The organism is Pseudomonas delhiensis, assembly GCF_900187975.1.
GTDB lineage: Bacteria > Pseudomonadota > Gammaproteobacteria > Pseudomonadales > Pseudomonadaceae > Pseudomonas > Pseudomonas delhiensis.
The window spans coordinates 1-17552 of sequence record NZ_FZPC01000056.1; the positions used below are offsets into that span (position 1 = coordinate 1).

Annotated in this window: 18 protein-coding genes and 1 pseudogene; 8 read left to right on the plus strand and 11 right to left on the minus strand. The window is 71.4% G+C overall.

Annotation, left to right across the window (positions count from 1 at the left end; genetic code table 11):
• A pseudogene (locus tag CHC02_RS29385) lies at positions 1 to 263 on the minus strand (porin); the annotation flags it as partial.
• Positions 264 to 814: 551 nt separating this feature from the next.
• Here CHC02_RS29385 and CHC02_RS29390 point away from each other — a divergent pair.
• Positions 815 to 1786, plus strand: coding sequence for a LysR family transcriptional regulator (locus tag CHC02_RS29390; RefSeq protein WP_089394890.1), 972 nt, complete (start codon positions 815 to 817; stop codon positions 1784 to 1786).
• Between the two features lie 32 nt (positions 1787 to 1818).
• Here the strand turns inward: CHC02_RS29390 and madM are convergent, their stop codons facing one another.
• The 9 genes from madM to mdcA are packed head-to-tail and all read right to left on the minus strand — an operon-like array spanning position 1819 to position 9162.
• A complete protein-coding gene (gene madM, locus CHC02_RS29395; RefSeq protein ID WP_043314735.1) occupies positions 1819 to 2583 on the minus strand; it encodes a malonate transporter subunit MadM in 765 nt (254 codons plus the stop codon).
• A 1-nt stretch (position 2584) separates the two neighbouring features.
• Positions 2585 to 3001, minus strand: a complete 417-nt coding sequence (gene madL / locus CHC02_RS29400; RefSeq protein WP_089394891.1) for a malonate transporter subunit MadL — start codon at positions 2999 to 3001, stop codon at positions 2585 to 2587.
• A gap of 48 nt (positions 3002 to 3049) precedes the next feature.
• Positions 3050 to 3982 (minus strand): malonate decarboxylase subunit epsilon, encoded by a 933-nt coding sequence (mdcH, locus tag CHC02_RS29405; RefSeq protein WP_089394892.1) that lies wholly within the window; start codon positions 3980 to 3982, stop codon positions 3050 to 3052.
• On the minus strand, positions 3979 to 4647 hold the full coding sequence (locus CHC02_RS29410) for a malonate decarboxylase holo-ACP synthase (protein ID WP_089394893.1): 669 nt from the start codon (positions 4645 to 4647) through the stop codon (positions 3979 to 3981). The genes mdcH and CHC02_RS29410 overlap by 4 nt, the downstream gene beginning before the upstream one ends.
• A 17-nt stretch (positions 4648 to 4664) precedes the next feature.
• Positions 4665 to 5471: a biotin-independent malonate decarboxylase subunit gamma gene (gene mdcE / locus CHC02_RS29415; protein WP_089394894.1), complete on the minus strand. Its 807-nt coding sequence runs from the start codon at positions 5469 to 5471 to the stop codon at positions 4665 to 4667.
• A complete protein-coding gene (locus tag CHC02_RS29420; protein ID WP_089394895.1) occupies positions 5468 to 6331 on the minus strand; it encodes a biotin-independent malonate decarboxylase subunit beta in 864 nt (287 codons plus the stop codon). Before CHC02_RS29420 ends, mdcE begins: the two co-directional genes overlap by 4 nt.
• On the minus strand, positions 6324 to 6623 hold the full coding sequence (locus CHC02_RS29425; protein WP_089394896.1) for a malonate decarboxylase subunit delta: 300 nt from the start codon (positions 6621 to 6623) through the stop codon (positions 6324 to 6326). The genes CHC02_RS29420 and CHC02_RS29425 overlap by 8 nt, the downstream gene beginning before the upstream one ends.
• A 2-nt stretch (positions 6624 to 6625) precedes the next feature.
• Positions 6626 to 7501: a triphosphoribosyl-dephospho-CoA synthase gene (locus tag CHC02_RS29430; protein WP_089394897.1), complete on the minus strand. Its 876-nt coding sequence runs from the start codon at positions 7499 to 7501 to the stop codon at positions 6626 to 6628.
• On the minus strand, positions 7501 to 9162 hold the full coding sequence (gene mdcA / locus CHC02_RS29435; RefSeq protein ID WP_089394898.1) for a malonate decarboxylase subunit alpha: 1662 nt from the start codon (positions 9160 to 9162) through the stop codon (positions 7501 to 7503). The genes CHC02_RS29430 and mdcA overlap by 1 nt, the downstream gene beginning before the upstream one ends.
• Positions 9163 to 9412: 250 nt before the next feature.
• Between mdcA and CHC02_RS29440 the strand changes: the two genes are divergently transcribed.
• From CHC02_RS29440 to CHC02_RS29460, 5 genes are all read left to right on the plus strand, one after another.
• Positions 9413 to 10549 (plus strand): porin, encoded by a 1137-nt coding sequence (locus tag CHC02_RS29440; RefSeq protein ID WP_425262417.1) that lies wholly within the window; start codon positions 9413 to 9415, stop codon positions 10547 to 10549.
• Between the two features lie 148 nt (positions 10550 to 10697).
• A complete protein-coding gene (locus CHC02_RS29445) occupies positions 10698 to 11864 on the plus strand; it encodes a M20 aminoacylase family protein (protein ID WP_089394900.1) in 1167 nt (388 codons plus the stop codon).
• Positions 11865 to 11933: 69 nt separating this feature from the next.
• Entirely contained in the window at positions 11934 to 13256 is a 1323-nt protein-coding gene (locus tag CHC02_RS29450) for a citrate-proton symporter (RefSeq protein WP_089394901.1), read from the plus strand.
• A gap of 9 nt (positions 13257 to 13265) precedes the next feature.
• Positions 13266 to 14732 (plus strand): amidase, encoded by a 1467-nt coding sequence (locus CHC02_RS29455; protein ID WP_089394905.1) that lies wholly within the window; start codon positions 13266 to 13268, stop codon positions 14730 to 14732.
• Positions 14733 to 14808: 76 nt separating this feature from the next.
• The gene (locus CHC02_RS29460; protein ID WP_089394902.1) at positions 14809 to 15579 is read left to right on the plus strand and encodes an IclR family transcriptional regulator; all 771 of its coding nucleotides are present in this window, start codon (positions 14809 to 14811) and stop codon (positions 15577 to 15579) included.
• 7 nt (positions 15580 to 15586) lie between these two features.
• Here the strand turns inward: CHC02_RS29460 and CHC02_RS29465 are convergent, their stop codons facing one another.
• Positions 15587 to 16432, minus strand: coding sequence for a CAP domain-containing protein (locus tag CHC02_RS29465; protein WP_089394903.1), 846 nt, complete (start codon positions 16430 to 16432; stop codon positions 15587 to 15589).
• Positions 16433 to 16649: 217 nt separating this feature from the next.
• Here CHC02_RS29465 and mdaB point away from each other — a divergent pair, with 217 nt between their 5' ends.
• Both mdaB and CHC02_RS29475 read left to right on the plus strand, forming a co-directional pair.
• Positions 16650 to 17237 (plus strand): NADPH:quinone oxidoreductase MdaB, encoded by a 588-nt coding sequence (mdaB, locus tag CHC02_RS29470; protein WP_089394904.1) that lies wholly within the window; start codon positions 16650 to 16652, stop codon positions 17235 to 17237.
• Between the two features lie 161 nt (positions 17238 to 17398).
• The coding region (locus tag CHC02_RS29475; RefSeq protein ID WP_425320255.1) for an integrase core domain-containing protein at positions 17399 to 17552 on the plus strand (154 nt) is incomplete at its 3' end.

A 17552-nucleotide genomic window follows, 5' to 3' on the forward strand; every position in this document is an offset into this window, starting at 1 on the left:
AGGTCCAGGTGGGTGCCCAGCGCCCACTGGTCGGTGTAGCGCGCGGTCTTGTCGTCGTCGTAGCCGCCGTGCAGGTTGCCCGCGGCCTCGCCGACATAGTCCAGCTTGAAGTCGTAGCCCTTCTCCAGCAGTTCGCTGCGGGTGCCGCCCCAGTCCCCCAGGCCCCATTTCGAATCGGCGGAAAAGGCCTCGTCGCCCTGCGCGCCACTGGCCAGCAGGGCGAGCAGCCCCAGCCCCGGGGCGAGATTGCGAGCGGTGATCATGGTGGCTATTCCTCCTGGCAGCCTTGAAGCGGAAAAGCGCCACCCGACCCGCTTCCCCAAGGGGGCGGGCCGCATGGCCAAACGAAAACTGTAGAACAGGGGCCGGCGCACCGCTCTGGCACGGCCGTTGCCCTTTGCCGCGCAGCCTTGAGACAGCGCTATCTTTGGCGGACGAAAAAAACGCCCCGGTAAAGGCAACGCGCACGTTACTGCCCGCGAAGGCCTGTGGCCAGCCACGGGGCTGGCAATATTATTTTTCATATCCCGTAATAATCCAGCCCATAGGCGAGATATTTTCCTCAATATCCCTATTCGAATCAGGGTAATTCGGGGCCCCGCAAGCCGGCCTGCCCCTGCTCGGCCCCCCCCCCCTGCAGGCCAGCCGATTGGCGGCCTGCAGCCCGGCAACGGCGTCCCGCCCAGCGAGACAGCGCTGTCCGCTACATTGCCCCGATAGCGGCTGGAAGCCCGCGCCCGGCTCCGCTACCTTGGCCGGGCCACCGACCGAGCGAGAACCCGCATGCCCCTTCCTCACCCCGCCCGAGGCGCCCATGGCCCGCGCTGACACGGCCAGCGCGCCCATACCGCGCATCGACGAAGAGCTGACGCTGAAGAAGCTGGAGGTGTTCCTGGCCTTCATGCGCACCGGCAACCTGGCCCGCGCCGCCGCCGAGCTGGGCACCAGCAACGTCAGCGTGCACCGCGCCATCCACTCGCTGGAAAGCGCCCTGCGCTGCCCGCTGTTCAAGCACGAGGGGCGCACCCTCACGCCGCTGGAGAGCGCCTTCGTGCTGGAGGAGCGCGCGCAGAAGCTGGTGCAGGACGTCAACGAGACGGTGCGCCTGACCCGCGAGGCCGCCGGCTTCTCCGCCGAGCGCTTCAAGCTCGGCGCGCTCTACTCGCTGACGGTGAAGACCGTGCCGCAGCTGATCATGGGCCTGAAGCTGCGGCGCAGCGAGCTGAACATCGACCTCATCCTCGGCTCCAACGTCGACCTGTTCTACCAGTTGAAGAACATGGAGCTGGACGCCATCCTGGTGTCGCTCAACGAAAGCGTGGCCGACCCGGACTGCGAGCAGCTGCCGCTGTTCTCCGACGACATCTTCCTCGCCGTGCCGGTGGATTCGCCCTACGCCGAGCTGGCCGAGATCGACCTGGCGAGCCTGAAGGAGGCGCCCTTCGTCACCCTGGCCCAGGGCTTCGCCACCCACCAGGACGGCGTGCGGGTGTTCCGCCAGGCCGGCTTCGAGCCGCACATCGCCATGCAGGTGAACGACATCTTCACCCTGCTCAGCATGGTCAGTTCCGGGGTCGGCTACGCGCTGCTGCCCAAGCGCATCGAGGCGGTGTACGAGAACCGCGTGAAGCTGATACCGCTGCAGGCGCGCTACCGCCTGCAGCAGCGCATCGGCGTGGTCTTCCTGCGCGCCAAGGAGCGCGACCCGAACCTGCTGGCGCTGCTCGCCGAATGCCGCATGTACGGCATGCGCCACGAGCAGGAAGCGGCGCGGGCGGGGGCCTGAGGCGCCCCGCCCGCTTGCAGCCGGCCCCTGCCTCAGCCCACCAGGCCGCGCACGCAGAAGTACAGCAGCGACGGGCCGAGCAGGCAGCCCAGGCCGGTGTGGAAGGTGGCGGTCAGCGCGCCGTAGGGCACCAGGCGCCGGTCGGTGGCGGCGAGCCCGGCGGTGACGCCGCTGACGGTGCCGGCCAGGCCGCCGAAGACCATCGCCGAGCGCGGGTTGTCCAGGCCCAGCAGGCGCGCCGAGACCGGGGTGAAGACCATCACCAGGATCGCCTTGATCAGCCCGGTGGCGATGGACAGCGCCATCACGTCGGAGCTGGCGCCCAGCGCCGCGCCGGTGACCGGGCCGACGATGTAGGTGACAGCCCCCGCGCCTATGGTGGTCATGCTCACCGCGTCGCGGTAGCCGAACGACCAGGCCACGATCACCCCGACGATGAACGGCAGGATGGTGCCCAGCAGCAGCGACACCGCGCCGATCAGCCCGGCCTTGCGCGCCTCGGTGGCCTGCACCTCGAAGGCCGTGGCGACGATGGCGAAATCACGCAGCATGGCCCCGCCCATCAGGCCGATGCCGGAGAACAGCGAGAGGTCGGCCAGGCCCTTCTGCCCGCCGCTGAGGGTGCCGCCGACCCAGGCCAGCACCAGGCCGATGAGGATGGCGATGGCCGAGCCGTGGACGCGGCCGAAGGTCAGGTGGCGGGAAATCAGCACCGACACCCACATGATCACGCCCACCACCGCGAAGGCGGTGACCAGGCCGTTATGGATGAGCGCGTTCTCGACGATCTGCCACATCTCAGCGCCCTCCCGCCGGGGCGGCGCCCAGGTCTTCGGCGCGGTCCTCGCGCGGCAGCGGCTCGCCGCGGTGGGTGCGGCTGATCAGCGCGATGGTCGCGCCACACACCAGCACCGAGCCTATGGCCGCCAGCAGCGCCACCGGGCCGCCGTGCAGGGCGGTGACCACGTTCTGCTGGGCGGCCATGGCGACTACCACGGGAATGTACATGGCGCCCCAGAAGCCCACGCCGAACTCGCACTCCTTGCTCAACCCGCCGCGCTTGTGCATCGCCAGGCGGGCGAAGATCAGCAGCAGCATGGCGATGCCGACGCCGCCGACGTTGGATTGCACGCCGAGCAGCACGCCCAGCAAATCGCCCAGGATCACGCCCGCGAGCGTGCATGCAGACAGTAAAGCGACACCGTAGATGATCATTGTTGTTGTCCTCGGTTGGTCGTTGGGGTTGGGGGTAATGGGACCGGTTCAGGGGTCGCGGCGTTCCTCCTCGCGCAGCAGCGCGTCCAGGGTGTCCGCGCGGGCGCCGTCGAAGGCGATGGCGGCGGCGCCGAAGCAGGGCCTGGCCAGGCCGGTGAGTATGCGCCCGGGCGGCAGCTCCAGGTGCAGGCGGGCGCCGCGCTCGTAGGCGCTGCGCAGGGTGGCGCGCCACTCCACGCGGCGCGCCATGTTGCCGGCCAGGTCCACGGCCAGCGCCGCCGGGTCCATGACCAGGCGCGCCGTGCTGCCGCTCAGGTAGCGCAGCCGCGGGCGGTCCAGGCGCACGCCGGCGAAGGCCTCGGCCAGGCGCGCGGCGGGTTCGGCCAGCAGTTCGCAGTGCGAGGGCACGCTGACCGCCAGGCGCTTCGCCGCGCTGGCGCCATGGGCCCGGACCAGTTCGGCGATGGCTTGCAGGGCCTCGTCGCTGCCAGCCACCACCAGTTGCCGTTCGGCGTTGACGTTGGCCAGGTAGACCGGGCGTTCGGCGCTGTGCACCTGGGCCAGCAGCGGCTCCAGCTGTGGCTGCTCCAGGCCGAGGATGGCGCTCATGCCGTAGCCGCTGGGCCAGGCCCGTTGCATCAGTTCGCCGCGCAGGGCGACCAGGCGCAGGGCGTCGGCGTAGTCCAGGGCACCGGCGACCACGGCGGCCGGATAGGCGCCGATGGACAGTCCCGCCACCAGCGCTGGCCGGTGCCCGCGGGCGGCGAGCAGGCGTGCCGCGGCGACGCCGGCGATCAGCAGGCACAACTGCACGGCGCGGGTCGAGGCCAGGGCCTCGGCGCTTTCCAGGCTGGCCATGGACTGGCCGAGCACGTCCGCCGCCTCTTCCAGGCAGGCACGCACTTCCGGCCCGCCGGGCAGCGCCGAGAGCATGCCGGGGTACTGCGCGCCCTGGCCGGGGAAGGCGAAGAAGCTGCTCATGGGGCCACCTCGGCGCGCGCCCAGGGATCGGCCAGCAGGACCGGCGCGTGGTCGCCCTTGACCATCACCCGGGCGCCCTCCCCGGCCCATTCGGCCAGGGCCAGGCCACCGGTGGGGGTCTGCAGTTGCAGGTCGATGCGGCAGGCGGCTTGGTTCAGTTCGGCGAGCAACGCGCGGGCCGCGTCGCGGGAAAACGGCTGCGGGGTGCGCAGCAGCAGGTCGAGGTCGCTGGCACCGTGCAGCACCGGCACGCCGCTGGCCAGCTCGAAGCCGGCGCCGCCGGTGACGCCCCAGGCCAGGCCGGTGGCGTCCAGCACTGCGCCGATCTGGCGCAGGGCCTGCCAGGCGGGCAGTTGGCGTTGCGGCTCGGCCTGGCGCAGCGCCTCGGGCGTGGCGCAACGCATCACCGCTTCCAGCGGCAGCCAGCCGGCCCAGCGCTGCTCGCGGCCGTGCCCGCGCAGGCCGACGGCCACCCAGCCATTCCGTGCCGGCGCGCGGCGCACGACAACCGGCCAACCGGCTGTCAGCACCTTGCCCACCCAGGCCGGCGCATCTTCCGGCAAATGCTCGACACCCATGCCCCAGAGCAGGTCATGGGCGCGGAAAAGGTCGGGAGCGGGCCCGTCCCGGCGTGGGCCCCGCTGTGAGCTTTCGACGATGGCCATGGCCCGCTCCCGGGTTCTCACCACTGCTCGCGCAGCAGTTCGCGCACGCGGCTGGAGGCCGCGCGGTTGGCCGCGCCCAGGCGCGAGCGCAGGTCGCGGGGGGCATCGGCGATATCGTCCAGGGCGCGGCGCAGGCTGGCCTGCACCTGGGCCACGTCCGCTTCGCCGGGCGCATCAATGGACGGCACTTCCAGGCTGTCCCACAGCAGGCCCAGGGAGGCGTAGCTGTCGATGTCGTAGGCCATCGGCGGCACCGTGGCGGCCAGGCGCTCCAGCTCCTCGACGCTGCGCAGGGTGATGCGCGCGGCGGCGGCCTTGCCCATGGCGTGGACCATCACCCCGGCATCGCGCAGGGCGATCAGGCGGTTGGCCTGGTAGCCGTGGGCGAGGAAGGCGCCGGACATGGCCTTGCCCACCAGCAGGCCGAGCACCGGGTGGCCGGCGAGGCGCGCGCGGGCATAGGCGTCCACCGCCGCCGCCAGGGCCTGGTGGATGCCCAGGGCTTCCTCGCGGCGGCCATAGGCCTGGCTGGGCACGTCGACTATCGCCACCAGCGCGCGCTTGAGCGGCGCATCGCGGTCGGCCTCGATGGCCTCCTCCACCGCCGCCGCCAGGCGCCAGCCTTCCAGCAGGCCGACCTCGCCGTTGCGGGCGCGGGGGAAGGCATCGTTCGCATCCGGCACCACCGCCAGGTAGCGCAGCGGCTGGCCACCCAGCTCGGCGTCGGCCACCCGCAGCGAGGCGCCGTCCTGCGGGCGCGCGGGCTGTTCGCCGGCCAGGGCCTGGAACCAGGCCAGGCCGCGGGAAACTGTTGCTTGGCTCATTGCGCGTCTCCTTGGTTCAGGCCCTGGTACAGGCAGCGCACGCCGGCGGCGTCGATCTGTTCGCGGGTGTCGAGGCTTGCCAGGCGCGCCAGGAAGTCCGCCACCCGGCGGCTGCGCGGCCGTGCCGGCAGGCCCTTGGCGAAGTACTCGCGCACCGCGCCATGCAGGGTCGCCACGTCGTCGGCCAGGCAGGCGTCGGCCAGGCCGGTGGCGGCGCGTTGTTCGCCGCCGCTGAGGCTCCAGATGAACGGCCGGTCGCGGGAGTCGTATTCCTCGATGCCGGCTTCCTGCTCGATCACCTGCGGGCCGTTCAGCCCCAGGCGCGCTTCGCGGGTGACCAGCACGTAGCTGCACAGCCCGGCGGCGATGGACATGCCGCCGAAGCAGCCGACCGGGCCTGCGACCAGCGCCACCACCGGCTGGTAGCGCTGCAGGTCGACGATGGCCGCCTGGATCTCGGCAATGGCCGCCAGCCCCAGGTTGGCCTCCTGCAGGCGCACGCCGCCGGTTTCCAGCAACAGCAGGGCGCGGGTGGGGATGCCCTTGCGGTTGTCCTCGGCGGCCAGTTCCAGGGCGCCGGCGATCTTCGCCCCGCCGACCTCGCCCATGCTGCCGCCCTGGAAGGCACCTTCGATGGCGGCGACCACGGCCGGCTGGCCGTCCAGGGTGCCGCGGGCGATGACCACGCCGTCGTCGGCCTGGGGCACTATGCCCTGCCCTTCCAGCCAGGGTGACTGCACCCGGGCGAAGGGGTCGATGAGTTCGCGGAAGCTGCCGGCGTCCAGCAGCTCGCGGGCGCGCTGGCGGGCGGAAAGTTCGGTGAAGCTGCGCAGGGCCAGAAGCTGGGCGACGTTATTCATGGCCAGCTTCCTCCAGCGCCTGTTCCAGGCGCAGGCGCACCACCCCGGGGGTGGCGCCGAAGTCGTGGATGCAGAGTTGCGCGGCCGGCGCCGGCACGGCGGCGAACAGCCGCTCGAAGAGCTGCTGCCAGCGCGGCGCGCTGCCGTTCACCGAGGTCACCACCTCGATGCTCAGGGTGGCGTTCGGCGCCGGTTGCAGCAACACCTCCAGGTCGCCGGAACCGACGCAGCCCACCAGGGCGCGGCCGCGCACCGACGAAGTGGCGGGGTATTCGAAGGACAGGGTTTCCATGGTCAGAGGCTCCCGGCCCACCCGCCGAGCGCGGCGGGCAGGCGATCCAGAAAGAGACAGGCGGCCAGCAGGTCGGCGGCGCCGCCAGGGGATGCGTTGAGCGCCAGCAGCGCGCGGTCCAGCTCGCGCAGCGCGCGGCGCCCGGCCAGGCTGGCGCTGCCGCCGGCGTCGAGCACCGCCCGCGCGCCACCCTGCATGGCCTGCAGGCCGGGCTGGCCGGCGCGGTGCAGCACGCAGGTGTCGTCCAGCACCGCCATGATCGCCAGCAGCGCGTCGAGCCGGGCGTTCTGCTCGCCGGCGCCGGCCGCGCGGCTGCGCCGCAGTTGCGGCAGGCCGTGCAGCACCACGCGGGGGAAGCCCAGTTGCGCTTCCTCACGGGCGCCACCAATGCCGTAGCGCCGGCGCACCCTGTCGCCGTGGCTGTTCAACTGCGGTTGCATGCGGTCGGCCAGCAGGGCGATGCGCCCGGCGCGGGCGGCCACCGCCTCGGCCTGCGGCTGCGAAGTGTCGAGGGCGGCGGCGGCGCTCAGCAGGCCCAGGGCCCAGATGGCGCCGCGGTGGGTGTTCACCCCGGCCGTGGTGCGCAGCATCTCCGCCTCGCCTTCGCGGCCCAGGCGGCCCAGGCTTTCGCGCAGCGGCAGGCCGACTTCGCCATGGGCCCGCGCCGCTTCGGCCATGGCCTGGAAGCACGGCCACAGGCTCAGCGCCGAGGCCTGCATCAGGCCCAGGTGCAGGTCGCCGTGCGCACCGCTGCCGCGGCGGTCCACCAGCGCCGGCTTGGGCGACAGCTCGGCCTCGTCGATCAGCGCGTCCACCGCCAGGTCGGCCAGGCATTCGCCCAGGCCGACGCGGGGTTCGAGTTCGTATGCCTGGGCCATCACCAGCTCCTGAAGCGCGCCGGCGGCTCGTACAGGCCACCGGACCAGTCGACCAGTTCGCCGATGCTCTTGGCCGCGAGCAGTTCGCGGCTGGCGTCGGCGCGGCGGATGCCCAGGTCCTCGGGCAGCGCGATCAGCCCTTCGCGGCGCATGCGCTGGGTATCCTTCGGGTCATGGCGCAGGCCGATGGGGCTGATGCCGGCCACCGCGGCGATCATCGCCCGGCGCTCCTCCAGCGAGCGCGCCTTGTACAGGTAGGCGATGCCTTCCTCGGTGAGCACGTGGGTGACGTCGTCGCCGTAGATCATCACCGGCGCCAGCGGCATGTTGGCCTTGCGCGCCACCTCCACCGCGTCGAGCTGCTCGACGAAGGTCGGTTTGCCGCCGTCCTGGAAGGTCTCGACCATCTGCACCACCAGCTTCTTGCCGCGTTCCAGCAGGGCCTCGGGCTCCGGCCGCATGTCCAGCCAGGCCGGGGTGGAATGCCGGCGCCCGCGCGGGTCGTGGCCCATGTTCGGGGCGCCGCCGAAGCCGGCCAGGCGGCCGCGGGTGACGGTGGAGGAATGGCCGTCGCCGTCCACCTGCAGGGTGGCGCCGATGAACAGGTCCACCGCGTACTGCCCGGCCAGTTGGCAGAACATGCGGTTGGAGCGCAGCGAGCCGTCGCGGCCGGTGAAGAACACGTCCGGGCGCTGGGCGATGTAGCGCTCCATGCCCAGCTCGGTGCCGAAGCAGTGCACGCTTTCCACCCAGCCGCTCTCGATGGCCGGGATCAGCGTCGGGTGCGGGTTGAGCGTCCAGTGCCGGCAGATCCTGCCCTTCAGGCCGAGGGACTCGCCGTAGGTGGGCAGGATCAGCTCGATGGCCGCGGTGTTGAAGCCGATGCCGTGGTTCAGCGACTGCACGTTGTGCCGCTGGTAGATGCCGCGGATCGCCATCATCGCCATCAGCACGTGCACCGGCTTGATGTGGCGCGGGTCGCGGGTGAACAGCGGCTCGATGTAGAACGGCCGGTCGGCCTCGACCACGAAGTCGATCCAGCTCGCCGGGATGTCCACCCGCGGCAGGTCGCGCGGGTCGTCGACGATGCGGTTGACCTGGGCGATGACGATGCCGTCGCTGAAGGCGGTGGGCTCCACCAGCGCCGGGGTGTCCTCGGTGCTGGGGCCGGTGTAGAGGTTGCCCTCGCGGTCGGCGACGAAGCCGGCCACCAGGGCGACGTTGGGGATCAGGTCCACCACCAGGCGCGAGTACAGCTCGATGTAGGTGTGGATGGCGCCGATCTCCAGCAGCCCGTCCTCCAGCAACTGGCCGATGCGCAGGCTCTGCGGGCCGGAGAAGGAGAAGTCGAGCTTGCGCGCGATGCCCAGCTCGAACAGGTCCAGGTGCTCGGGGCGGCCGACGCTGGGCATGATCATGTGCAGGTCGTGGACCTTGCCCGGGTCCACCCGGGCCAGGCTGCGCGAGAGGAAGTCGGCCTGCTTCTGGTTGTTGCCCTCCAGCACCACGCGGTCGCCCGGGGCGATCAGCGCCTCCAGGGCCCGCACCAGGTGCTCGCGCGGCAGCACCGCGCCGTCGGCCAGGTGGCGCACCCGTTCGAGGCGGCGCGCCTTCTCGGCGCGGCGTCGCGACCACTGGGGCGGGGGGGATGTCTGGGTCATCGGTACCTCCACGAACGCTGCTGTCGTGGACGCACCTTAGGGACCCGGCGGCGGGGGCATCAATCAAGCCCGGCGCATGATCGTTAACCTGAGCGTAACGTTTGACCCGGCCTGCCAACGGTTCCGCGCCATGGAACCGCTGTGCATTGCCCGCCGGGCCCTCTCCGGATTCTGCTGGAAACGCGCCGACAGTCCCGCCAAGGGGACAGGCGGACCCCGCGAACAACAACCAGAATCAGGAATCCGCGCCGTGCACACCCCACTCAGCAAGCAGTCGCTGTTCCCCCTCGTCGCCCTGCTGGCCGCGCCCCTGGCCGCCCAGGCCGACGGCTTCCCCGGCATCGCCCGCATCGCCTCGGGCTTCGGTTACTACAACCTGGACAAGGGCTTCGACGACAAGGCCAGGGTCTACGGGACCCTCGACGCCTTCGCCGACTACCACGACTCCGGCCACCACTCCGGCTGGCGCCTGGAGGGCGGCGGGGCCTGGACCAACAAGCTGGGCCTGTACCTGCGCAAGGCGCTGGACGAGGACACGGTGCTGGAGGCCGACGTCGAGGAAGGCTTCAACCTCAACGGCCAGGCCCTGGACCAGCACTGGAAGCAGGTCGGCGCGCTGCGCCTGGCGCTGGTGGCGCTGCGCACCCGCCACTACGGCAAGCTGGAATTCGGCAAGACCTACAACATGAGCACCCCGACCTACGCCGACCCCTTCCTCGCCGTGTACGGCTCGCCCTACACCTTCCTCACCCTGCCGCCACGCGGCAAGGGTGCGTACTACCTGGACGTGCGGCCCAAGCACACCCTCGCCTACACCACCCCGGGCTACCACGGCTTCAGCGTCGGCACGGCCATGACCTTCGGCTTCGACGACGCCGCCAGCACCGGGAAGACCGTGCGCGGCAAGGGCGTGAGCCTGCAGTACCGCGACAGCCGGCTGATCCTGCTCGGCTCCTACAACGACTACCTGAGCGACCCGTGGGACGACGGCGGGCGCAGCCGGCAGACGCACAACGCCTTCAAGAGCGCCTCGGCGTTCTACGACTTCGGCCCCTTCTCCTCCAACCTCACCTGGCAGCGCCAGGACGTGGACTACCCCGGCACGCCGAGCATGACCGCCTGGACCCTCGGCTTCATGCTGCCGGTGGGCGAGCGCGACCTGGCGCGGCTGGTGGCCACCCGGCGCAACCTCGACAGCGGCGAGCAGGACGCCACCGGGGTGATGCTCGGCTACGACCACTTCCTGCGCCCGAACCTGGCGCTGTACGGCCGCGTGGCGCTGATCGACAACCAGCGCCAGGCCGCCGTGAGCTATGCCGGCATCCCCGTGGAGCAGGCCGGCGACGACCCGTCCAGCCTGGCCATCGGCCTCTACTACCACTTCTGAGCACGCGAGGTTCCACAGGGTGGAACCAACGCGCATTGCCCCGTCACGGCGCCCGCGCTTTGCTGGTAGCCATCCGAGCCGGCGGCCCCGCCGCCGGCAACCGCCAACAAGACCGGACTCCAGTCCGGCTACCCCGGGAGAGTCCCACATGCCCCGCCACGCTCACATCCTCGCCTGGCTGAACGACAGCGCCGACGAACTCAAGGCCCTGCGCCAGGACATCCACGCCCACCCCGAACTGGGCTTCGAAGAACGCCGCACCGCCGACCTGGTGGCCGACCTGCTCGGCCAGTGGGGCTACGAGGTGCACCGCGGCGTCGGCCGCACCGGCGTGGTCGGCGTGCTGCGCAACGGCGACTCGCCGCGGCGCCTGGGCCTGCGCGCGGACATGGACGCGCTGCCCATCGAGGAAGCCACCGGCCTGCCCTACAGCAGCTGCAACCACGGGCGCATGCACGCCTGCGGCCATGACGGCCACACCGCGATGCTGCTAGGCGCGGCGCGCTACCTGGCCGCCACCCGCAACTTCCAGGGCAGCCTGACACTGATCTTCCAGCCCGCCGAGGAAGGCCAGGGCGGCGCCCTGGCGATGCTGGAGGACGACCTGCTGCAGCGCTTCCCCTGCGACGCGCTGTTCGGCATGCACAACATGCCGGGGCTGGAAGCCGGCCACCTGTGCTTCCGCAGCGGGCCGATGATGGCCTCGCAGGACCTGCTGGAAGTTCGCATCGACGGCGTCGGCGGCCACGGCTCGATGCCGCACCTGAGCGTCGACCCGCTGGTGGCGGCGTCCAGCGTGGTGATGGCGCTGCAGACGGTGGTGGGGCGCAACGTCGACCCGCAACAGGCGGCGGTGGTCACCGTCGGCGCGCTGCAGGCCGGCGAGGCGGCCAACGTCATCCCCCAGCAGGCGCTGCTGCGCCTGAGCCTGCGCGCCCTCGACGCCAGGGTGCGCGAACAGGTGCTGGAGCGGGTCAAGGCGATCATCCACAGCCAGGCGCAGAGCTACGGCTGCACGGTGCAGGTCGAACACCGCCCGGCCTACCCGGTGCTGGTCAACACCCCGGCGGAGACCGCCTTCGCCCGCGAGGTCGGCCTCGAGCTGGTGGGCGCCGACGAGGTGCGCGAGGCGCCCACGGTGATGGGCAGCGAGGACTTCGGCTGGATGCTCCAGCGCTGCCCCGGCAGCTACCTGTTCATCGGCAACGGCGCCGGGGCGATGGTGCACAACCCGGCCTACGACTTCAACGACGCCATCCTGGTGCGCGGCGCCGCCTACTGGGCGGCGCTGGCCGAGCGCTGGCTGCGCCCCTGAGCGCCCTTCCCCCTGCCACCTCCCTCACCCAGCCGCGCGCCCGCCCCGGGCGCGCCAGGAGCACCCGTGATGCAGACCTCTTCCCGCGCCGTGTCGCGCAACCACCAGGTGGCGGCCGCGGTCATCGGCAACGCCCTCGAGTGGTACGACTTCATCGTCTACGGCTTCCTCTCCAGCCTGATCGCCCGGCTGTTCTTCCCCGCCGAGAGCGCCTACGCCTCGCTGCTGATGGCCCTGGCCACCTTCGGCGTGGGCTTCTTCATGCGCCCGGTGGGCGGCGTGCTGCTGGGCATGTACGCCGACCGCAAGGGGCGCAAGGCGGCCATGCAGCTGATCATCGCGCTGATGACGGTGGCCATCGCCCTGATCGCCTTCGCCCCCGACTACGCCGCCATCGGCGTGGGCGCGCCGGCGCTGATCGTCATCGCGCGCATGCTCCAGGGCTTCGCCACCGGCGGCGAGTACGCCAGCGCCACGGCCTTCCTGGTGGAGTCCGCGCCGGCCAACCGCCGCGGCCTGTACGGCGCCTGGCAGCTGTTCGGCCAGTGCCTGGCGGTATTCGCCGGCGCCGGCATGGGCGCCCTGGTCACCCACAACCTGTCGCCCGAGGCGCTGGACGCCTGGGGCTGGCGCGTGCCCTTCCTGCTCGGCCTGCTGATCGGCCCGGTGGGCCTGTGGATGCGCCGGCACATGGAGGAGACCGAGGACTTCGTGCGCGCCAGCAGCCAGGAAAAACCCGTGGGCCTGCGCCAGGTGCTGCGCGAGCACCGCCGCGCGGTGCTGGTGACCATGGGCTCGACCATCAACGGCACCGTGGCCTTCTACGTGGTGCTGGTGAACATGCCGACCTTCGCCCACACCCAGCTGGGCCTGCCGCTGGACCAGGTGTTCATGGTGCAGATGCTGGCGGTGGCGCTGATGACCCTGATCATCCCCGTCGCCGGCGCCCTCTCCGACCGCTACGGCCGGCGCCCGGTGCTGTTCGCCGGGGTGCTCGGCTTCACCCTGCTGGTCTACCCGCTGTTCGCCTGGGTGGCCGGCGCGCCGAGCATCGGCAACCTGCTGGTGATGCAGCTGGTGCTGTGCAGCCTGATCGGCATCAGCTACGGCCCGGCGCCCACCGCGGTGGCCGAGCAGTTCCCCACCCGCGTGCGCTCCACCGGCCTGGCCCTGGCCTACAACGTGGCGGTGATGCTGTTCGGCGGCTTCGCCCCGTTCATCGTCGCCTGGCTGACCCAGGTCGGCGGCACCCCGGTGGCGCCGGCCTGGTACGTGCTGGCGGCCTCGCTGATCGGCCTGTTCGCCCTGGCCTTCCTGCGCGAGGGCGCCCCCGAGGCGCTGGCCCGCCGCCGCGCCCGCGCTACCCTTTCCCCCACTGCCCGGAGCCTCTGAATGACCGTGATGACCGCGCCCCACGCCACCCCGCTCGACGAGGACATCGTCGCCCTCGACGCGCTGCCGCTGTCGGAAGCCATCCGCAGCCGCCAGGTCAGCTGCCGCGAGGTGATGCAGGCCTACCTGGCGCAGATCGACCGCTACAACCCGCGGGTCAACGCGCTGGTGTCCCTGCGCCCCGCGGAGGAACTGCTGCGCGAGGCCGACGAGCACGACCGCCTGCTCGCCCGCGGCCACTGGCGCGGCTGGCTGCACGGCATGCCCCAGGCGCCGAAGGACCTGGCGGCCTGCGCCGGGCTGGTCACCAGCATGGGCTCGCCGCTGTTCGCCCGCCAGGTCACCGCCCACGACGCCTACGTGGTGGAACGCGCGCGCCGGGCAGGGGCCATCTTCGTCGGGCGGAGCAACGTGCCCGAGTTCGGCCTGGGCTCGCACACCTACAACACCGTGCACGGCATCACCGGCAACGCCTACGAGCCACGCCTGAGCGCCGGCGGCAGCAGCGGCGGCGCCGCGGTGGCGCTGGCCCTGCGCATGCTGCCGGTGGCCGACGGCAGCGACATGATGGGCTCGCTGCGCAACCCGGCCGCCTTCAACAACGTCTACGGCCTGCGCCCGTCCCAGGGCCGCGTGCCCTTCGGCCCGTCCAATGACCTGTTCGTCCAGCAGCTGGCCACGGAAGGCCCCATGGGCCGCAGCGTGGCCGACGTGGCGGCGCTGCTGCGCACCCAGGCCGGCCATGCCCCGGGCGCGCCGCTGTCGCTGCGCGGCGGCGGCGACCTCGACGGCCCGCTGGAGCGCGACTTCCGCGGCGCGCGCATCGGCTGGCTGGGCGACTTCGACGGTTACCTGGCCACCGAGCCGGGGCTGCTGCAACTGTGCGAGGCGGGCCTGGCGGACTTCCGCGCCCTGGGCGCCGAGGTCGAGCCCTGCCGCCCGGACTACGACATGGCGCGCCTGTGGCACTGCTGGCTGGTGCACCGCCAGTGGCTGGTGGCCGGCAACCTGGCCCCGGCCTACGCCGACCCGGCGCTGCGCCGGCAGCTCAAGCCGGAGGCGGTCTGGGAAGTGGAGTCGGGCCTGGGCCTGGACGCCGCCGACGTCTACCAGGCCTCGCTGGACCGCAGCGACTGGTACCGCGCCCTGCAAAAGCTGTTCGAGCGTTACGACTACCTGCTCCTGCCCAGTGCCCAGGTGTTCCCTTTCGATGCACAACGGGCATGGCCGGATGCCATCGCCGGCCGCCCGATGGACACCTACCACCGCTGGATGGAAGTGGTGATCGGCGCCACCCTCGCCGGGCTGCCGGCGATGAACGTACCGGTGGGCTTCAACCCCGCCGGGCTGCCCATGGGCGTGCAGATCCTCGGCCCGGCGCAGGCGGACCTGGCCGTGCTGCAACTGGCCCACGCCCACGAACGGCAGACGCGCTGGGTCGCCCGGCGGCCGCCGGCGCTGCTCGATGAACGCTGACGCGCGCGGCCCGCTCGGGCATGGCACGCATCCTGCCTCCCCATTGCCGACAGCACTGGGCACATGGGGAACGGCGATGCAGGGGAAAGAGGAAGGCAGCACGGTGCGCTCGGTGGAGCGCGCCCTGGCGATCGTCGAACTGCTCGGCGAACACGGCGCCCTGGGGCTGGAGGAACTGCACTACCTCACTGCCCTGCCCAAGGCCACCGTCTCGCGCCTGCTGCACACCCTGCAGGAGCAGGGCTGGCTGTACCGCGGCCTGTGCGACCGGCGCTACCGGCTGAGCTCGCGGCGGCTGTTCGGCGACGCCGACGAGCGCCGCAGCCGGCGCCTGGTGGAGGAAGCCGCGCCGCTGCTCAAGGCGCTGAGCGAACGCACCGGGCTGGTGGCCGACCTGTCGTTCTTCGACGGCGCCGACCTGCGGGTGATGGAAAGCTCGGTGCCCGAGCGCCTGCGCAAGCGCTACCCGAGCAACCGCATGATCGTCGGGCTCAAGGCCAGCCTGTTCCACTCGGCCATGGGCCAGGCCTGCCTCGCGGCGCTGGACGAGCAGCACGTGCGCAACCTGGCCGAACGCCACGCGCTGCAAGGCGAGGAACTACTGCAGTTGCACGAGCGCGCGCACCACCGCGGCTTCGGCGAACGCACCGAAGGCCACTGGGAATACTCGGTGCGCCTGCCCTTCCTGATCCGCGCCATCGCCCTGCCGGTGCGCAGCGGCGAGCGCCTGCTGGGCAGCGTCGCGCTGCACTGGCCGCAGGACCAGGGCAGCGTCGAGCAGGTGCGCCGCCAGTACCTGGGCAGCCTCGGCGACACCATCGAGCAGTTGCAGCGCAGCCTCGCCTGAGGCGCGCTCAGGGCGCGCCGAACATCGCCGTCCAGTAGATGCCGGCGTCGCTCTTCGGGTCCACCGCGTAGGCCGCGCCCAGCTCGCGGTACTGCGGGCTCATCAGGTTGGCGCAGTGGCCGGGGCTGGCCAGCCAGGCGTCCACCACCGCCCTCGCGGTGCCCTGCCCGGCGGCGATGTTCTCGCCCACGGAACCGGCGCTGTAGCCGCCCAGCTCGGCGCGGTCGCCCGGGGTGCGGCCGTCGCGGTCCAGGTGGGAGAAGTAGTTGCCGTTGGCCATGGCGCGGCTGTGCTCCTCGGCCACGCTGCCCAGCACGGCGTTCCAGCCCAGCGGCGCGGCCCTGGCGAAGGCCTGCCCGCCGCACTGGCGCGCCTGGCCGCGGGCGGCATTGACCGCCTGCAGCAGCTTCTGCCCCTCGGCCTGCCAGTCGCCCAGCTTGCCCTGCAGCAGCGGCCGCGCCAGCACCACGCGCCAGTCGTTGCCCTGGCGGCTGACGCCGACCTCGATGAACTGCGGGTCGAGCAGCACCTGGCAGAAACTCTCCTGCAGCGCCGCCATGGCCGCCTGGGCGTCCTTCGGCCCGCTGAGGCTGAGCATGCGCGCGCTGCTCATCGGGTAGCCGGTGGCTTTCAGCGCCGACTGCCAGTCGGAAACGCCCGGCGCCAGGACCAGGCGCGAGTCCTGCCCCAGCGGCGGCAGCGCCTCGCTGGCCCGGCCGGCGCAGGCCTGCGGCTGGCTGCGGTAGAGGTTGATGGCATCGAGCAGCGGCTCGGCCGCCACGGCATGGCCGGCGCTGGCCAGCAGCGCCAGGGACGGCAGGAGGCATCGCAGAACGGACGGCAACACGCGCATGTAAGGCTCCCCTTGGTGGACTGGCGGACATGATGCGCGATCCCGCGGGTTTTCGCTGCCCCCTGGCGCGAAGGTCACCCGGCGATTGCACAACCTGGAGCAATTCCGGGCGCCGATTCGTGAGTAAAAGACACAAATCAATTACTGCAGGAGCGGTTTTTCCGGCCCCGGGCCCTGGCTATCCTGCCGGCCATCCACAGCGTTCGGAGCCCCTGCCATGAAAAACATCCTCCTGCTCAACGGCGGCAAGCAGTTCGCCCACTCCAACGGCCAGTACAACGCCACCCTGCACGAGGCGGCCCTGGCCCACCTCGACCACGCCGGCTTCGACGTGAAGGAAACCTTCATCGACGGCGGCTACGACATCCAGGAAGAGGTGCAGAAGTTCCTCTGGGCCGATGTGGTCATCTACCAGATGCCCGGCTGGTGGATGGGCGCGCCCTGGACCCTGAAGAAGTACCTCGACGAAGTCTTCACCGCCGGCCACGGCAGCCTCTACGCCAACGACGGCCGCACCCGCTCCGACGCCTCGCAGAAGTACGGCAGCGGCGGCCTGATCCACGGCAAGCGCTACATGATCTCGGCCACCTGGAACGCCCCGCAGCAGGCCTTCGACGACCCCGGCGACTTCTTCGAGGGCAAGGGCGTGGACGCGGTCTACTTCCCCTTTCACAAGGCCAACCAGTTTCTCGGCATGAGCCCGCTGCCGACCTTCCTCTGCGTGAACGTGATGAAGGAGCCGAACATCGAGGCGGACGTGGCGCGCTACCACAGGCACCTGGACGAGGTGTTCGGCCGGCGTTGAGGCAGGCGCGCCGTTCCCCTGTAGGAGCGCACGACGCCTAGTTCTTGCTTGCGAACCTTGGACTCGCACCTCACTTAACCTCGTCATTCCCGCGAACGCGGGAACCCAAAAAAGACGTTGGGTTTGGGTGTAGCGCGCCGCTCCGAGTCTGCGGAGACTTTTTGTTTCGCCCCCTCGGGCGAGTCCCTTTTGTCAATCGCCACAAAAGGAACCAAAAAGGCTGCTTCGAGAACTTCCTGCAGCACTACAACCATGAGCGGCCGCATGAAGCCCTGGAGCAGAAAACCCCGGCGCAGTGCTATGTCCCTTCACCAC